This is a genomic window from Nocardia abscessus, from assembly GCF_015477775.1.
Lineage (GTDB): Bacteria > Actinomycetota > Actinomycetes > Mycobacteriales > Mycobacteriaceae > Nocardia > Nocardia abscessus_A.
Window position 1 is genome coordinate 149,547 of record NZ_JADLQO010000014.1, and the last position, 15,110, is coordinate 164,656.

Sequence of the window (15,110 nt, forward strand, 5' to 3'; positions counted from 1 at the left end):
ACCCCGCCCGGTTCCTTTGGTTGCCATATCCACCAAATTAGGTCAGACTGAGAACGAAGGAGGCGTCGTGCAGTTCGGAATTTTCACGGTCGGTGATGTGACGACCGACCCCACGACCGGCCGGACGCCGAGTGAGCACGAGCGCATCACCGCCATGGTGACGATCGCGCGCAAGGCCGAAGAGGTCGGCCTGGACGTGTTCGCCACCGGCGAGCACCACAACCGGCCGTTCGTGCCGTCGTCGCCGACCACCATGCTCGGCTATATCGCGGCGCGGACCGAGCGGCTCCAGCTCTCTACCGCGACGACGCTGATCACCACGAACGACCCGGTGAAGATCGCCGAGGACTTCGCGATGCTGCAGCACCTCGCCGAGGGACGCGTGGACCTGATGCTCGGCCGCGGCAACACCGGCCCGGTCTACCCCTGGTTCGGCAAGGACATTCGCGACGGCATCCCGCTGGCGATCGAGAACTACCACCTGCTGCACCGGCTCTGGCGCGAAGACGTGGTCGACTGGGAGGGCAAGTTCCGCACGCCGCTGCAGTCGTTCACCTCCACGCCACGCCCGCTGGACGACGTCCCGCCGTTCGTCTGGCACGGCTCGATCCGCAGCCCCGAGATCGCCGAGCAGGCGGCCTATTACGGTGACGGATTCTTCGCCAACAACATCTTCTGGCCGAAAGAGCACTTCCAGCGGCTGATCGCGCTGTACCGGCAGCGCTACGAGCACTACGGCCACGGCTCGGCCGACCAGGCGATCGTCGGGCTGGGCGGACAGGTGTTCATGCGCAAGAACTCCCAGGACGCCGTACGCGAGTTCCGGCCGTACTTCGACAACGCGCCGGTATACGGGCACGGCCCGTCGCTGGAGGAGTTCACCGAGCAGACCCCGCTCACCGTGGGCAGCCCGCAGGAGGTCATCGACAAGACGCTCACCTTCCGCGAAGCGTTCGGCGACTACCAGCGCCAGCTGTTCCTGATGGATCACGCGGGCCTTCCGCTGAAGACCGTGCTGGAGCAGCTGGACCTGCTCGGCGAAGAAGTGGTCCCGGTGCTGCGCAAGGAATTCGCGGCGCTGCGCCCGGCGCACGTTCCGGACGCGCCGACGCACACGAGCCTGGTGGCCGCCCGCGACGCGGCGGTGGAGGCGAACCGATGACCCGCATCGCCGTCGTCTCCGCGGGCCTGTCGCAGCCCTCGTCGACCCGGTTGCTCGCCGATCGCCTCGCCGCCGCCACCGGCGAGGCGCTGGCCGCGACCGGCGAGGACGTCACCGTCGACGTCGTGGAGCTACGCGACCACGCCCGCGATCTGGCCGACAACCTGCTGACCGGATTCGCGGCGGGTGAGCTGCGCGCGACGATCGATACCGTGACCGCCGCCGACGGGTTGATCGCGGTCACGCCGATCTTCAACGCCTCCTACAGCGGCCTGTTCAAGACGTTCTTCGACGTCCTGGAACCGGATTCACTGACCGGGATGCCGGTGCTGCTCGGCGCGACCGGCGGCTCGGCGCGCCATTCCCTCGCCTTGGAGCACGCGCTGCGTCCGATGTTCAGCTACCTGCACGCGGCGGTCGCGCCGACGGCCGTCTACGCGGCGTCCGAGGACTGGGCGTCCGCGGCCCAGGGCGGGCTGAGTACCCGAATCAGCCGTGCCGCAGCGGAATTCGCCGCCATGCTGACCAACACGCCACGACCGCGTGCCACCGATCCGTACGACGACCCGGTACCGTTCGCACAGCTGCTCGGCTGATCTTTCCCTCGATCGACCCCGCCCGATCCACACCTAACTAGTTTAAAACTCAACTATAGAAGGAGAACGACATGTCGACCGGAACCACCAACGCTCTGACCGCGGGCACCTGGGCCATCGACCCCGCCCACTCCACGCTCGGCTTCTCGGTACGCCACCTGATGGTCAGCAAGGTGCGCGGCCGCTTCACCGACTTCTCCGGCAAGCTGGTCATCGGCGAGGACGGCAGCGCCTCGGCCGAGGCCGAGATCCGGGTCGAGTCGGTCACCACCGACAACGAACAGCGCGACGCGCACCTGCGCACCGCGGACTTCTTCCAGGCCGAGCAGTTCCCGGTGGCCACGTTCAAGTCCACCGGATTCCGGGTGAACGGCGAGGACTTCGTGGTGGACGGTGAATTCACCATCCGTGGCGTCACCAAGCCGGTCTCGCTGGAGGTGGAATTCCTCGGCGTGAACCTCGGCATGGGCCACGGGCCGGTCGCGGGCTTCGAGGCCAAGACCGTGATCAACCGACGCGACTTCGGCATCACCATCGACATGCCGCTGCCCGACGGCGGCGCGGTGATCGGCGACAAGATCACCCTCACCCTCGAGGTGGAGGTCGGCTTGCAGGCCTGAGTGCTTCGGACGCCTTCCGCAGGAGCTTCGAGCTCCCGCGGAAGGCGTTCTCTCGATCAGAAGAGCGTCATCGGCTCGGCCGCAGCGGGCTCGGGCAGCGGGTCGAGCTCGGGCAGACGGGCACGGACCTCGTCGTGGAAACGGCGGGCCAGCTCCAGCGAGCCCGCATTGTCCGGTGTGTGCAGGAACACCGTCGGCGACCGGCCTTCACGCAACCATTCCGCGACCGTGGCGACCCATGGTTGCCAGCCATCGACGGTGCGCTGCACGTCGTCGCGGCCGTGATACCGCACGATCGGGTATTCGGTCAGCGCGCGCATCCTGCGCCGCACCCGAGGCTTCTTCGCCGCCGCCTCCTGCTCCGCCGCACTGGTGGGCGGACCGTCGAAAAGCACGGTGGTGTCGAACGGAACCCACTCGGCGCCGACCCTGGACAGCACGTATTCGAGCCTGCGCGCCGCCTGCTCGTCGGCGAAGAACGCGGGATGCCTGACCTCGACGGCGATCCGGCGATCGCGCGGCGCCTGCCGCAAGAATCCGGCCAGCGCACCGAGATCGGTCGGGCCGAACGAGCCGGGCAGCTGCACCCACAGCGCGTGGATGCGTTCCCCGAGGGGTTCCATCACGCCGAGGAACGACCGCAGATCCTCCTCGGCGCCGACCAGCCTGCGTTCGTGGGTTATCGGCTTGGGCAGCTTGAGCACGAACCGGAACGCGGGATCGCATTGGCTCGCCCACGACTCCACTGTTCGCCGCGACGGCGTGGCGTAGAACGTCGTGTTGCCCTCGACCGCATTGCACCACGTGGCGTACCAGCGCAACCGCTCCCCCGGCGCGAGCTGCTTGTCCTGCCAAGCCGCGTGCGTCCACATCGCACATCCCACGTGAAGCCGCATGCTTCCGACGCTAACCCACCGTCCCGACACGAGTGTCGAGCGCTCACCCCGGCGGCCCCGGACTCATTGCCGCGCCCGCTTCTTCGTACGGACCCAGCCGAAGGTCAGTTCGACGGCGCGTTTCCAGTTGTCGTACTCGTCCTCGCGTAACTCGGGGTCCATCCGTGGAACCCATTGGGCGGCGAGGCGCCAGTTGTTGCGCAGTCCTTCCAGGTCCGGCCAGTAGCCGACGGCGAGGCCCGCGGCGTATGCGGCGCCGAGGGAGACGGTTTCGGCGACGAACGGACGCGACACCGGAACGTCCAGGACGTCGGCCACGATCTGCATGAGCAGGTTGTTGGAGGTCATGCCGCCGTCCACGCGCAACGCCGCGGCTTGCAGGCCGGAATCGGCGTTCATCGCCTCGACCACGTCGCGGGTCTGCCACGCGGTGGCCTCCAGGACCGCGCGGGCGATGTGCCCCTTGGTGATGTAGGAGGTCAGCCCGGCGATGAGACCGCGGGCGTCGCCGCGCCAATGCGGCGCGTACAGACCGGAGAACGCGGGCACCACGTAGCAGCCGCCGTTGTCTTCGACGGTGCGGGCGAGGGTTTCGATCTCCGGCGCGCTGGTGACCAGGCCGATGTTGTCGCGCACCCACTGCACGAGCGAACCGGTGACCGCGATCGGTCCTTCCAGCGCGTAGACCGGCTCGGGGCCGATCTGGTAGCCGATCGTGGTGAGCAGGCCGTGCTCGGAGCGCACCAGCTCGGGTCCGGTGTTCATCATGAGGAATCCGCCGGTGCCGTAGGTGCACTTGGTTTCCCCACGGGCGAAACAGGTTTGGCCGAACAGGGCGGCGTGCTGGTCGCCCAGCGCGGCGGCGATCGGGATGCCGGGGACCACCCGGCGGGTCGTGCCGTAGGACGCGATCGAGGGCTGGATGCGCGGCAGCATCCGAGCGGGGATGCCGAAGAACTCCAGCAGTTCGGCGTCCCAGGTGCGGGTGCTGAGGTTCATCAACAGGGTGCGACTGGCATTGGTGACATCGGTGAGGTGCAGCCCGCCGTCGGGACCGCCGGTGAGGTTCCAGATCAGCCAGGTCTCCATGGTGCCGAACAACACCTCTCCCCGCTCGGCGCGCTCGCGCACCCCCGGCACGGAGTCCAAGATCCAGCGCAGCCGCGGCGCGGCGAAATAGCCGGCCAGCGGCAGACCGCAGAGTTCGCGGATCCGGGCGGCGCCCGGTTTGCCCTCCAGTTCCCGGACCAACTCCTCGGTCCGCACGTCCTGCCAGACGATGGCGCGCCCGATCGGTATCCCGGTGCGGCGGTCCCACACCACGGTGGTCTCGCGCTGGTTCGCGATGCCGAGCGCGGCGATGCGGTCGGCGGCGACGCCGGAATCGCGCATCGCCTGCGGCACGATCCGCTCGACATCGCGCCAGATCTCCAGCGCATCCTGCTCGGCCCACCCCGGACGCGGATAATGCTGCCGGTGCCGCCGCTGGGCGACGCCGACCAGCCGGGCACGCTGATCGAACAGGATGCACCGCGTAGAGGTGGTGCCCTGATCGATCGCCAGCACGTAACGCTGCTTCATGCTCGGCTGCTCCTGGTCGAGATCCGCCGGTCGTCCACCCGACGGCGGTCAGTGCGCCGCACCGAGATCCCGTGATACCGCCCGAGCGGCGTCGAGCACCTGACCGACCAGCGCGGGCCGGTGCCGCAACTGGGCGTCGCAGAGCCGGTCCACCGCGCCGGTGATGCCGATGGCGCCGACCACCAGGCCACCGGGCGCCCGGATCGGCGCCGCGATACCCGCCTCCCCCGTCCGGAATTCCTCGGTGTCGCCGGCCCATCCGGCCTGCCGGACACCGCCGAGCGCCCTGGTGAGCGCCGCCCGGTCGACCAGGGTGCGGTGCGTGAGCGGGGCCAGTTCGGCGCCGCGCACCGTGGCGGCCAGGTCGGTGTCGTAGGCGAGCAGGACCTTGCCCAGCGCGGTGGCGTGCGGCGGCAGGAGCTCGCCGAGTTCGAGCGCCTGCTCGGTGTTGTCCGGCCGGAACACGTGGTGGACCACGACCACCGCGCCGTCCATCGGCGCGCCGATCCGCACCGACTCGCCCGTGCGCGCCGCCAGCGCGTCGGCCCAATTGATCGCGCGGGAGCGCAACTCGTTCGCGTCGAGGTAGCTGGTGCCCAGGTGCAGCAGCGCCGCGCCGAGCTGGTACTTGCCGGTCGCCGGGTCCTGCTCGACGAACCCGACACCCTGGAGGGTGCGCAGGATGCCGTGCGCGGTCGGCTTCGGCAACTCGAGCGCACCCGCGATGTCGCCGACGCCGAGACGCCCGGAGCCGCGGGCCAGCAGCCGCAGGACGGCCGCCGCCCGCTCGATCGATTGGATCGCACCCGGCATGTCGGGAAACCTATCCCCCGCGTCGTGATTCGACAATGTCGAACGGTTGGTGATACCTGGGCTACATCATTGAAACCCAGTGTGAGCTGCGCCATACATCCTCCTCGCGCGTCGGACGGTAGTGGCGCTGCCTCCCGGCAACCAGTCGAGCCGTTCGACATTGTCGAACGGGGGCCGTATCCGGGTCCGTCATTCCGCCGTACTTTCCGTTTCACGCACGGTCGCGTCCGCGGCTTGCGGGGTGAACGGAGGCTCAACGATGAACTTCGGCTCGATCTTTCTCAGCGAAGCACTCGGCACGGGAGTGCTGGTACTGCTCGGGGTCGGCGTGGTCGCGAACGTATTGCTGACCAAGTCCAAAGGACTGGACGGCGGATGGCTGCTGATCAACGTGGGATGGGGGTTCGCCGTTCTCGCCGGCGTCTACGTCGCCTACAAGACCGGCGGCCACCTCAATCCCGCGGTCACCATCGGCATCCTGTTCAGCGGCGCCGACGAGTTCGCCCCCGGCATCGCGATCTCCGGCTCCGCGACGCTCGCGTACCTGAGCGGCCAATTCCTCGGCGCGTTCGTCGGCGCGACGATCGCCTACGTGGCCTACAAACGCCACTTCGACGCGGAGACCGACGCGGACAAGAAGCTCGCCGTGTTCGCCACCGGACCCGCGATTCGCGCCCTGCGCTGGAACTTCGCCACCGAAGTGATCGGCACGTTCACCCTCGTCCTGGTGATCCTCACCTTCGGCCACACCCCGAGCGGGCTCGGCCCGGCCGCCGCCGCGCTCCTGGTCGTCGGCATCGGCGCTTCGCTGGGCGGCCCGACCGGATACGCCGTCAACCCCGCTCGCGACCTGGGTCCGCGCCTCGCGCACGCGCTGCTGCCGGTACGCAAGCACGCCCCCGCCGAAGCGGTCCTGGTCCCCGCGGGTGCGGGCGCTCCCGCGCCGACCGCATCTCCCGATGCCCACGCGACACCGGGCACCAAGGACTCCGACTGGGGATACGCCTGGGTGCCGGTGCTCGGGCCGCTGGTCGGCGGTGCGCTCGCCGGTATCGCCGCCCAGTTCCTGTTCTGAATCCTTCTCTCCGACAGCACTTTTCCGAAAGGACCGCGATGAGCAAGTTCGTCGGCGCCATCGACCAGGGCACTACGAGCACCCGCTTCATGGTGTTCGACCACAGCGGCAACGAGGTGGCCCGCCACCAGCTCGAACACGAGCAGATCCTGCCGCGTCCCGGGTGGGTGGAGCACAATCCGACCGAGATCTGGGAACGCACCCGCGCGGTCATCCAGACCACGCTGACCAAGGCCGATCTCGTCGCGAGCGACCTCGCCGCGGTGGGCGTCACCAACCAGCGCGAGACCACGGTGGTGTGGAACCGCAAGACCGGGCGGCCCTACTGCAACGCCATCGTCTGGCAGGACACCCGCACCGATCGCATCGCCGCCGAACTGGAGCGGGCGGGGCACGGCGACACCATCCGGCGCAAGGCGGGTCTGCCGCCCGCCACCTACTTCTCCGGCGGCAAACTGCGCTGGATCCTGAGCAACGTGCCGGGGGTGGCCGAGGACGCCGAACGCGGTGACGCGCTCTTCGGCACCACCGACACCTGGCTGCTGTGGCAGCTGACCGGCGGGGTCGACGGCGGCGTGCACGTCACCGATCCGACCAACGCCAGCCGCACCATGCTGATGGACCTGGAGACACTGGACTGGGACGACGAGCTGTTGTCGCTGTTCGGGGTGCCGCGCGCGATGCTGCCCAGGATCGCGCCCTCCGCGAACTCGGAGCTCTTCGGCACCACTCGCCCCGACGGCCCGTTCGGCGGCGCGGTCCCGCTGTCCGGCGTGCTCGGCGACCAGCAGGCCGCCACCGTGGGGCAGGTCTGCTTCCGTCCCGGCGCGGCGAAGAACACCTACGGCACCGGTAACTTCCTGCTGCTCAACACCGGAACCGAGATCGTGCGGTCGCAGCACGGCCTGCTGACCACGGTCGCCTACCAGTTCGGCTCGGAGAAGCCGGTGTACGCGCTGGAGGGTTCGATCGCGGTGACCGGCTCGGCGGTGCAGTGGCTGCGTGACCAGCTCGGCATCATCTCCGGCGCGGCGCAGAGCGAATCGCTGGCCCGGCAGGCCGAGGACAACGGCGGGGTGTACTTCGTCCCCGCGTTCTCCGGGTTGTTCGCGCCGTACTGGCGTTCGGACGCGCGCGGCGCGATCGTCGGCCTGTCCCGTTACAGCACCAACGCCCATCTAGCGCGGGCGACGCTGGAATCGATCTGCTATCAGACCCGCGACGTGGTGGAGGCGATGCAGGCCGATTCCGGCGTGCGGCTGGACGTGCTGCGGGTGGACGGCGGCGTCACGGCCAACGAGCTGTGCATGCAGTTGCAGGCCGACTTCCTCGGTGTTCCGGTGTCGCGTCCGGTGGTCGCGGAGACCACCGCGCTCGGCGCGGCCTACGCGGCGGGGCTGGCGGTCGGCTTCTGGAGCGACACCGAAGAACTGGAGCAGAACTGGAACGAAGCCAAGCGCTGGAGCCCGACCTGGTCGGACGAGCAGCGCGAGCGGGGCTACGCGCGCTGGAAGAAGGCCGTCGCCCGCACCCTCGATTGGATCGACGTCGACGAATGAGGGGCGACGCCGTCCTCCCCGAATAACACCGAAACAAGGAGAGATACCGCTGTGTCCGCACGATTGGACCTCCAGTACCGCGCCCGCGCGGTGAACTCACTCGGCGACACCGAGATCGATGTGCTCGTCATCGGCGGCGGCGTGGTCGGCGCGGGAGCCGCTCTCGACGCCGCCGCCCGCGGCCTGACCGTGACCCTGGTGGAGGCCAGGGACTTCGCCGCGGGCACCTCGAGCCGCTCCAGCAAGCTCATCCACGGTGGACTGCGCTACCTGGAGCAGCTCGACTTCTGGCTGGTGCGGGAGGCGCTGAAGGAACGCGGCCTGCTGCTGCACCGGCTCGCCCCGCACCTGGTGCGCCCGGTGTCGTTCCTGCTGCCGCTGCGGCATCGGGTGTGGGAGCGCGCCTACATCGGCGCGGGCGTCGCGCTGTACGACACCCTCGGCGGCGCCCGCGCGCTGCCGATGCACCGGCACTTGTCCCGCACGCGCGCGCTGGAGCTGGCCCCCGCGCTGCGTGAGGACGCGCTGACCGGCGCCATCCGGTACTTCGACGCGCAGGTCGACGACGCCAGGCACACGATGATGATCGCGCGCACCGCGGCACAGCACGGCGCGACCGTGCTCACCCGCACCAAGGTGACGGCTCTGCTGCGCGACGGCGAACGCGTCGTCGGAGCGGAGGTCACCGACCTGGAGACCGGCCGCGTGCACGCCGTGCGCGCGCGCCGGGTGATCAGCGCGACCGGCGTGTGGACCGACGAGATGAACCGGATGACCGGCGTCGAGTTCCCGTTCCACGTCCGGATGTCCAAGGGCGTGCACATCCTGGTGCCGCGCCACCGGCTGAACCTGGACACCGGCCTGATCATGCGCACCGAGAAGAGCGTGCTGTTCGTCATCCCGTGGCACGGGCACTGGATCATCGGCACCACCGACACCGACTGGTCGCTGGACAAGGATCACCCGGCCGCCAGCGACGCCGACGTGCAGTACCTGCTCGACCACGTCAACCGGGTGGTGCGCGAGCCGCTCACCCGGGACGACATCGTCGGCACCTATGCCGGACTACGCCCGCTGCTGTCGGGCGCGTCGGCCGACACCGCGACGCTCTCGCGAGAGCACGCGGTGGCCGAACCGGCTCCGGGGCTGTTCGTGATCGCCGGGGGCAAGTACACGACCTACCGCGTGATGGCCGCCGACGTCGTGGACGCGGCGGTGGCCGGGCTCGGCCGGGCGGTGGCCCCCTCGGTGACCGAACACCTGCCGATCCTCGGGGCGGTGGGATACCAGGAACTGGCGGCCGACCTGGACAGCCTCGCGCAGCGCGCGGGCCTGCCGAGGGCGACGGTGCAGCGTCTGCTCGGCCGTTACGGCTCGGCGATCACCGACCTGTTCGACCTGATCGCCCGCGAACCCGAACTGGGCAAGCCGCTCACCGGCGCACCGGGCTACCTCGGCGCCGAGGCGGTGTACGCGGTGACCCACGAGGGCGCCTTGCACCTGGACGACGTGCTCACCCGCCGTACCCGCGTCTCCATCGAAGCGGCCGACCGAGGGCTGGCCGCCGCCCCCGAGGTGGCCTGGCTGATCGGCGCTCACCTCGGCTGGGACGCCGCCGCCACCGAGCGTGAGATCACCCGCTACCGCGACCGGGTGCACGCCGAACTGGCCGCCAATCAGGCGGCCGACGACGAGTCCGCCAACGCGGCCCGGCTGGTCGCCGTCGTCTGAGTACGGCGTGGCACGGTTCCCGCGCGAAACCGTGCCACGCCGGACTCACCGATCCATACCGCTGTGCCCGCGCGGCGTCGACTCGTCGGTCTCGAGTTCCGCACCGGCCGGGTGCTCGTCGGCGTGGGTCGGCTTGGTGTGCTCGTCGGCGAAATCCGCGTCCTGCTGCATCGACTCCGCCGTCGTCGGATCGATATTCGGTGTGCTCATAACCCGCGCGTACCCAGCGACGCCACCCTGACGCAGAGCACGCCTGTTCACACTCTTCGCGCCCGAACACGCGGCGGCAGGTGCGGGGGTTGACCTCGAGCGGGGTTGAGGATGGAGCATGAGTGCATGACTCGTCCAGCTGATTTCTGGAACACCGTCTATGACAACGACACCGCGCCCTGGGTGATCGGCGAGCCGCAACCGGCCATCGTCGCGCTCGAGCGGGCGGGCGGTATCACCGGCCGCGTGCTCGACCCGGGCTGCGGCGCCGGTGAGCACACGATCCTGCTGACCAGACTGGGATACGACGTACGCGGCATCGATATGTCGCCGAGTGCGGTGGCGTACGCACGCGCCAACGCGGCCGAGCAGGGTGTACCGAACGCGGCGTTCGAGGTCGCCGACGCGCTAGCGCTCGGTGACCGGCCGGATTTCGCCGGTGACCCGCCCGGTTCCGCGCCCGCGTTCGACACGATCGTCGACAGCGCGCTGTTCCATGTGTTCGGGACCGAAGACGAGGCGCGCGCCGCGTACGTCCGCAGCCTGCACGCGGTCTGCAAGCCCGGCGGCACGGTCCATGTGCTCGCGCTCTCCGACGTCGAGCCCGGGTTCGGTCCGCGGATCAGCGACACCCTGATCCGGGACTCCTTCCGGGACGGCTGGGCGCTGGAGGAATTGCGGCCGGCCCGTTACCGGGGGCGCATCACGGACCTGGTGGCGCAGGAGGACACGCAAGACCTGGACGTCTCCGCATCGGGCCGGGTCGACGCCGCCGCGTGGCTGGCTCGCATCCGCCGCCTTTGAACCGCCTCACACCCCTTTGGGCGCTTTGCTTCCCATGAAGCCGAACAGGTAGCCCGCGACGCGACGCATCTGGATCTCCTCCGCGCCCTCGGTGATCCGGTAGCGCCGGTGGTGGCGGTAGATGTGCTCGAACGGCTTGTGCCTGGAGTAGCCGAGGCCGCCGTGGACCTGCATGGCGCGGTCGGCGGCCTCGCAGCACAACCGGTTGGCCCAGTAGTTGCACATCGAGACCTGCTCGGAGACGGCGAACGTGCCGTAGGCATCCATCGACCACGCGGTTTTGTGGATGAGGGCGCGCAGCATCGCGCACTGGGTGTGCAGTTCCACCAGGGGGAACTGGATCGCCTGATTGGCGGCCAGCGGCTTGCCGAAAGGTTTGCGCTGTTTGGCGTAGGCCACCGACTCGTCGATGCAGTACTGCGCCGCACCCAGGCTGGACGCGGCCTGGCGGATCCGGTTCTCGTTGAAGAAGTGCTGGACCACCGCCAAGCCGCGTCCTTCGCCGCCGAAGACGGCGGTGTCCGGCACCCGGACGCCGTTGAGCGCGACGCGGGCGTGATCGGTGGGCATGTTGAAGGTCCAGAGGTACTCCTCGACGACGAAGCCCGGCGCGTCGATGGGCACGAGGAACGCCGTGATGCCCGCCGCGTCGCCCGGGCCGCCCGAGGTGCGCGCGAAGATCAGGTCGGCGTCGGCGATGTGCACGCCGGTGTTCCAGGTCTTCTGTCCGGTGATCATCCAACCGTCGCCGTCGCGGACCGCCGAGGTCTCCATGTGGGTCGCGTCGGAGCCGTGCTCGGGCTCGGTGATGCCGAAGGCGAAGAACTTCGTCCCCGAGGCCAGCCCGTCCACCCACTGCGCCTGCTGAGCGGGCGTGCCGTATTCGAGCATGAGCAGCAGGCCGACGTTGTTGGCCACGATGGCGTGCTCGTTCTGCAGGTCGCAGTGCAAGCCGAGACCGCGCCGGGCCAGGTGCTCGCGGATCACGGCCATGCCCAGGTTGGTGCCGTCCCGGCCGCCGTATCGCGCCGGGAACGCGTAACGCAGGTGCCCGGCGGCGTCGGCCCGCCTGCGGACCTCGGCCAGCAACTCCTCCCATTCCGCGTTCGGCAGGCCGTCGCGCTCCCAGTCGGTGCGGGCGTCCTCGCGGCGGTGGTCGAGGAACCGGATGTTGTCGTCGGCCTGCTCGAGCGGCTCGATCTCCCGCTCGATGAACGCGTCGAGTTCGGCCAGGTAATCGACCAGTTCCGCGGGTAACTCGAAATCCATCGCGGTATCTACCCTTTCGCAGTGGGTCGGATCTGCATCAGCAGGTCCCATTCGATTTCCGACACCCGGCGCCCGCTGGCCGCCATCACGATGTCGCGCACGCTGCCGTCGATGTGCGCCGCGGCCTGCCCGGCGAGTCCGACGCCCCAGGCCAGCGTGCACATCACCTTCCACCAGCGGAACCGGTCCTCGTCGAAGTCGCCGCCGCCGCGGGAGTACCCGCGCACGAACGCCGCGCGGCCTGCGAGTCCGCCGAACTCCCGCTCGTCCGCGCGGAAGCGCCACATGCGCAGCGCGGGCCAGGCCACGTCGCGCATCGGATCGCCGTGACGCTGCGCGCCTTCCCAGTCGAGTACCGCGCGCAGGCCGTCGGGACCGACGACGATGTTGCCGTTGCGCATGTCGGTGTGCAGCAGCGCCGTGCGCGACGGCGGCGGTGGGCAGTGGCGTTCCAGCCAGCGCAGGGCAAGGGCGAACACCGGCCGGTCCGCCAAGAGCGCGCGCACCTGCTCGGCGGCCTCGCTCAGCTGACGCTCGGGATCGGCGGCCGCCGCGGGCAGCCGAGCGGGCGCGCTCGCCGGGTCGATGGCATGCAGGCGCCCCATGGCCTCGCCCAGTTGCGCGGCGACTCGTTCGCCGAGGTCCGCCGCCTCGGTCAGCCGTAGCACTCGGCGCGGCACGGTCTCTCCGTCCACCCGCTCGGAGATCACGAACGGCCCGCCCGCATAGGCGCTGTCGGTGCAGATCGCGACCACGGGCGGCACCGGCACACCGTGGGTGCGCGCCAGTTCCCGGACCGCGGCCTCCACGTCCACCGGGACCAGCTCGATCGCGCTCGGCACGATGGTCGCGACCAAGCGTCGTGTCCCGCTTCCGGCATCGGCGTCGAAGGCGACGTTTCGGCGGCGAGCGCCCGCCGAGAGGAATTCGACGTTCGACACCGTCACCGGCCGGCCGCTCCCCGCCGTGAGGAACTCGGTCAAACCGCGGGCCAGGTCGGCGCTCACTCGCCCGCCCAGGCGTCGTACCCGGGTTTCGCGATCGCGAGATCGGCCCGCACCACGGAAACCAACGCTTCCCAGAGTTGTTCGTCGTCCCCCTCGGCCACCGCGGCGAGCAGCGCGTGCTCCCGCTCCGCCGCGGCGGGGCCCGATTCGATCTCCCTGCGCACGATCCTGGCGAGATTGGCCCCGACCCGCGCCTTGTGCTGCAGATCCGCGGGCAGGGCGGGCAGCAGCGTCTGCTCGAGCAGTTCGGCGAGCGATTCCAGCAACTCCGCTGCCGATGGGCGATTCTGCATTCGTTCCCCTCGGTCGACTCCGGCCCTCAGCATGGCACGCACCGCTGCCGCCCCGATCGGTAGTTTCGGCCGTCACCCCTGGCCGCGCAGTCGCACCAGCCCCGCTGCCGTGGGTCGCCGCCGTCCCACGCCACGTAGACGAATCTCGCCGGCGGCCACTGCGCTTCGTCGGACAGGTTCGGGTCAAGGGCTCGGCCGGTAGACTGCGAGGGGGGACATGAGGCGCGGACGCGCCATTCGTTGCGCTGGGCGAAACACAGGAGAATGTATGGCGACCAGTCGCGTCCGATCCGCGGCCATAGCAGGGTTCGCCCTGGTCATGGCGGTGATCGTGGCGGCCTGCTCGTCCTCCTCCCCGCCGGATGGCGCACCGGGAGCCACCGGTTCGGCGCCCGTGCCGATCGCCATCACGCCCGCCTCCGGCGCGCGCGAGGTCGATCCGCTGGCACCGGTGCAGGTGAGCGCCACGGAGGGCCAGCTGACCTCGGTCACCATGACGAACGAACAGGGCAAGGTGATCGACGGGGTCCTGACGCCGGACCGGACGGCCTGGAAGCCCACCGAACCGCTCGGCTACGGCCGCACCTACACCGTCACCGCGGAAGGGCTGACCGTCACCGGCAAGACCGGCCCGGCGACCGCCACGTTCTCCACGCTGACGCCGAACAACCAGACGAAGGTGTCGCTGACCACCACCGGCGGCACGCCGCTGTCCGACGGCGGCACATTCGGCGTCGGCACCGTGGTGGTGGCGCACTTCGACGAGGACATTCCCGACCGCGCCACCGCCGAGAAGCACCTGTCGGTCACCACCGACCCGCCTGTGCAGGGCTCCTGGTACTGGCTGGACGACCGCAACGCGCGCTGGCGTCCGAGGGAGTACTACACGCCGGGCACCGAGGTCACCGTGGCGGCGAACATCTACGGTCAGGAACTCGGCCGAGGGCTCTACGGCCAGGAGGACACCGAGACCACGTTCACCATCGGCGCCTCGCACGTCTCCATCGCCGACGACGCGACCAAGCAGATCCAGGTCTTCGACAACGGGCGGCTGATCCGCACCATGCCGACCTCGATGGGCATGGGCGGCAGCGAGGTCGTCGCGGGCAAGACGATCACGTTCTGGACCCAGCCCGGGATCTACACGGTGATGGACAAGGCCAATCCGGTGATCATGGACTCCTCCACCTACGGCCTGCCGATCAATTCCCGCCTCGGCTACAAGGAGACCATCGGCTGGGCGACCCGGATCAGCTCCGACGGCATCTACCTGCATCAACTCGACTCCACCGTCTGGGCGCAGGGCAACACCAACGTCTCGCACGGATGCCTCAACCTCAGCGGCGAGAACGCCCAGTGGTTCTTCAATTTCTCCGTCCCCGGCGACGTGGTGGAGATCCGCAACACCGGCGGCGCCCCGCTGGAGGTCTGGCAGAACGGCGACTGGGGACTGCCCTGGGACCAGTGGGTGCGGGGCAGCGCGCTGCGGTAGCC

General features: G+C 69.7%; 15 protein-coding genes. 8 read left to right on the top strand and 7 right to left on the bottom strand.

The window, feature by feature from the left end; genetic code table 11:
- Positions 1 to 67: 67 nt before the first annotated feature.
- The 3 genes from IU450_RS29420 (at position 68) to IU450_RS29430 (ending at position 2,378) form a co-directional block, all read left to right on the top strand.
- The gene (locus IU450_RS29420; protein ID WP_195152987.1) at positions 68 to 1,162 is read left to right on the top strand and encodes an LLM class flavin-dependent oxidoreductase; all 1,095 of its coding nucleotides are present in this window, start codon (positions 68 to 70) and stop codon (positions 1,160 to 1,162) included.
- On the top strand, positions 1,159 to 1,758 hold the full coding sequence (locus tag IU450_RS29425; RefSeq protein ID WP_195152988.1) for an FMN reductase: 600 nt from the start codon (positions 1,159 to 1,161) through the stop codon (positions 1,756 to 1,758). Before IU450_RS29420 ends, IU450_RS29425 begins: the two co-directional genes overlap by 4 nt.
- A gap of 71 nt (positions 1,759 to 1,829) precedes the next feature.
- The gene (locus IU450_RS29430; protein WP_195152989.1) at positions 1,830 to 2,378 is read left to right on the top strand and encodes a YceI family protein; all 549 of its coding nucleotides are present in this window, start codon (positions 1,830 to 1,832) and stop codon (positions 2,376 to 2,378) included.
- A gap of 56 nt (positions 2,379 to 2,434) precedes the next feature.
- On the opposite strand, the gene IU450_RS29435 is transcribed toward IU450_RS29430, so the two are convergent.
- The 3 genes from IU450_RS29435 to IU450_RS29445 all read right to left on the bottom strand — a co-directional run bounded on the left by IU450_RS29435 (position 2,435) and on the right by IU450_RS29445 (position 5,668).
- The gene (locus tag IU450_RS29435) at positions 2,435 to 3,274 is read right to left on the bottom strand and encodes a DUF72 domain-containing protein (RefSeq protein ID WP_228835291.1); all 840 of its coding nucleotides are present in this window, start codon (positions 3,272 to 3,274) and stop codon (positions 2,435 to 2,437) included.
- A 63-nt stretch (positions 3,275 to 3,337) separates the two neighbouring features.
- The gene (gene glpK, locus IU450_RS29440; protein WP_195152990.1) at positions 3,338 to 4,855 is read right to left on the bottom strand and encodes a glycerol kinase GlpK; all 1,518 of its coding nucleotides are present in this window, start codon (positions 4,853 to 4,855) and stop codon (positions 3,338 to 3,340) included.
- A gap of 48 nt (positions 4,856 to 4,903) precedes the next feature.
- Complete coding sequence (locus IU450_RS29445; RefSeq protein WP_195152991.1) at positions 4,904 to 5,668, bottom strand: IclR family transcriptional regulator; 765 nt, start codon at positions 5,666 to 5,668, stop codon at positions 4,904 to 4,906.
- Between the two features lie 259 nt (positions 5,669 to 5,927).
- On the opposite strand from IU450_RS29445, the gene IU450_RS29450 reads away from it, so the two are divergent.
- Genes IU450_RS29450 through glpD form a run of 3 tightly spaced genes read left to right on the top strand, consistent with a single transcriptional unit; the run spans position 5,928 to position 10,033 of the window.
- Entirely contained in the window at positions 5,928 to 6,743 is an 816-nt protein-coding gene (locus IU450_RS29450; protein WP_195152992.1) for an MIP/aquaporin family protein, read from the top strand.
- A gap of 38 nt (positions 6,744 to 6,781) precedes the next feature.
- Entirely contained in the window at positions 6,782 to 8,302 is a 1,521-nt protein-coding gene (glpK, locus tag IU450_RS29455; protein WP_195152993.1) for a glycerol kinase GlpK, read from the top strand.
- 51 nt (positions 8,303 to 8,353) lie between these two features.
- Complete coding sequence (glpD, locus tag IU450_RS29460; protein ID WP_195152994.1) at positions 8,354 to 10,033, top strand: glycerol-3-phosphate dehydrogenase; 1,680 nt, start codon at positions 8,354 to 8,356, stop codon at positions 10,031 to 10,033.
- A 45-nt stretch (positions 10,034 to 10,078) separates the two neighbouring features.
- Here glpD and IU450_RS29465 read toward each other — a convergent pair whose 3' ends face one another.
- Positions 10,079 to 10,243: a hypothetical protein gene (locus tag IU450_RS29465; RefSeq protein ID WP_195152995.1), complete on the bottom strand. Its 165-nt coding sequence runs from the start codon at positions 10,241 to 10,243 to the stop codon at positions 10,079 to 10,081.
- Positions 10,244 to 10,369: 126 nt separating this feature from the next.
- Between IU450_RS29465 and IU450_RS29470 the strand changes: the two genes are divergently transcribed.
- On the top strand, positions 10,370 to 11,047 hold the full coding sequence (locus tag IU450_RS29470) for a class I SAM-dependent methyltransferase (RefSeq protein WP_195152996.1): 678 nt from the start codon (positions 10,370 to 10,372) through the stop codon (positions 11,045 to 11,047).
- Between the two features lie 6 nt (positions 11,048 to 11,053).
- On the opposite strand, the gene IU450_RS29475 is transcribed toward IU450_RS29470, so the two are convergent.
- From IU450_RS29475 to IU450_RS29485, 3 genes are read right to left on the bottom strand one after another with little or no spacing between them, the layout of a single operon-like run.
- A complete protein-coding gene (locus IU450_RS29475) occupies positions 11,054 to 12,316 on the bottom strand; it encodes an acyl-CoA dehydrogenase family protein (protein WP_195152997.1) in 1,263 nt (420 codons plus the stop codon).
- Positions 12,317 to 12,324: 8 nt separating this feature from the next.
- Complete coding sequence (locus tag IU450_RS29480) at positions 12,325 to 13,323, bottom strand: phosphotransferase family protein (protein WP_195152998.1); 999 nt, start codon at positions 13,321 to 13,323, stop codon at positions 12,325 to 12,327.
- The gene (locus IU450_RS29485) at positions 13,320 to 13,616 is read right to left on the bottom strand and encodes a DUF6285 domain-containing protein (RefSeq protein WP_195152999.1); all 297 of its coding nucleotides are present in this window, start codon (positions 13,614 to 13,616) and stop codon (positions 13,320 to 13,322) included. Before IU450_RS29485 ends, IU450_RS29480 begins: the two co-directional genes overlap by 4 nt.
- A 268-nt stretch (positions 13,617 to 13,884) precedes the next feature.
- On the opposite strand from IU450_RS29485, the gene IU450_RS29490 reads away from it, so the two are divergent.
- Positions 13,885 to 15,108 (top strand): L,D-transpeptidase, encoded by a 1,224-nt coding sequence (locus IU450_RS29490; protein ID WP_195153000.1) that lies wholly within the window; start codon positions 13,885 to 13,887, stop codon positions 15,106 to 15,108.
- Positions 15,109 to 15,110 lie beyond the last annotated feature (2 nt).

Bases quoted from the DNA above. Each gene is read 5' to 3' on its own strand.
- IU450_RS29425 (WP_195152988.1), top strand. From the start codon at position 1,159: ATGACCCGCATCGCCGTCGTCTCCGCGGGCCTGTCGCAGCCCTCGTCG.
- IU450_RS29430 (WP_195152989.1), top strand. From the start codon at position 1,830: ATGTCGACCGGAACCACCAACGCTCTGACCGCGGGCACCTGGGCCATC.
- IU450_RS29435 (WP_228835291.1), bottom strand. From the start codon at position 3,274: ATGCGGCTTCACGTGGGATGTGCGATGTGGACGCACGCGGCTTGGCAG.
- glpK (WP_195152990.1), bottom strand. From the start codon at position 4,855: ATGAAGCAGCGTTACGTGCTGGCGATCGATCAGGGCACCACCTCTACG.
- IU450_RS29445 (WP_195152991.1), bottom strand. From the start codon at position 5,668: ATGCCGGGTGCGATCCAATCGATCGAGCGGGCGGCGGCCGTCCTGCGG.
- IU450_RS29450 (WP_195152992.1), top strand. From the start codon at position 5,928: ATGAACTTCGGCTCGATCTTTCTCAGCGAAGCACTCGGCACGGGAGTG.
- glpK (WP_195152993.1), top strand. From the start codon at position 6,782: ATGAGCAAGTTCGTCGGCGCCATCGACCAGGGCACTACGAGCACCCGC.
- IU450_RS29465 (WP_195152995.1), bottom strand. From the start codon at position 10,243: ATGAGCACACCGAATATCGATCCGACGACGGCGGAGTCGATGCAGCAG.
- IU450_RS29470 (WP_195152996.1), top strand. From the start codon at position 10,370: ATGACTCGTCCAGCTGATTTCTGGAACACCGTCTATGACAACGACACC.
- IU450_RS29475 (WP_195152997.1), bottom strand. From the start codon at position 12,316: ATGGATTTCGAGTTACCCGCGGAACTGGTCGATTACCTGGCCGAACTC.
- IU450_RS29485 (WP_195152999.1), bottom strand. From the start codon at position 13,616: ATGCAGAATCGCCCATCGGCAGCGGAGTTGCTGGAATCGCTCGCCGAA.
- IU450_RS29490 (WP_195153000.1), top strand. From the start codon at position 13,885: ATGGCGACCAGTCGCGTCCGATCCGCGGCCATAGCAGGGTTCGCCCTG.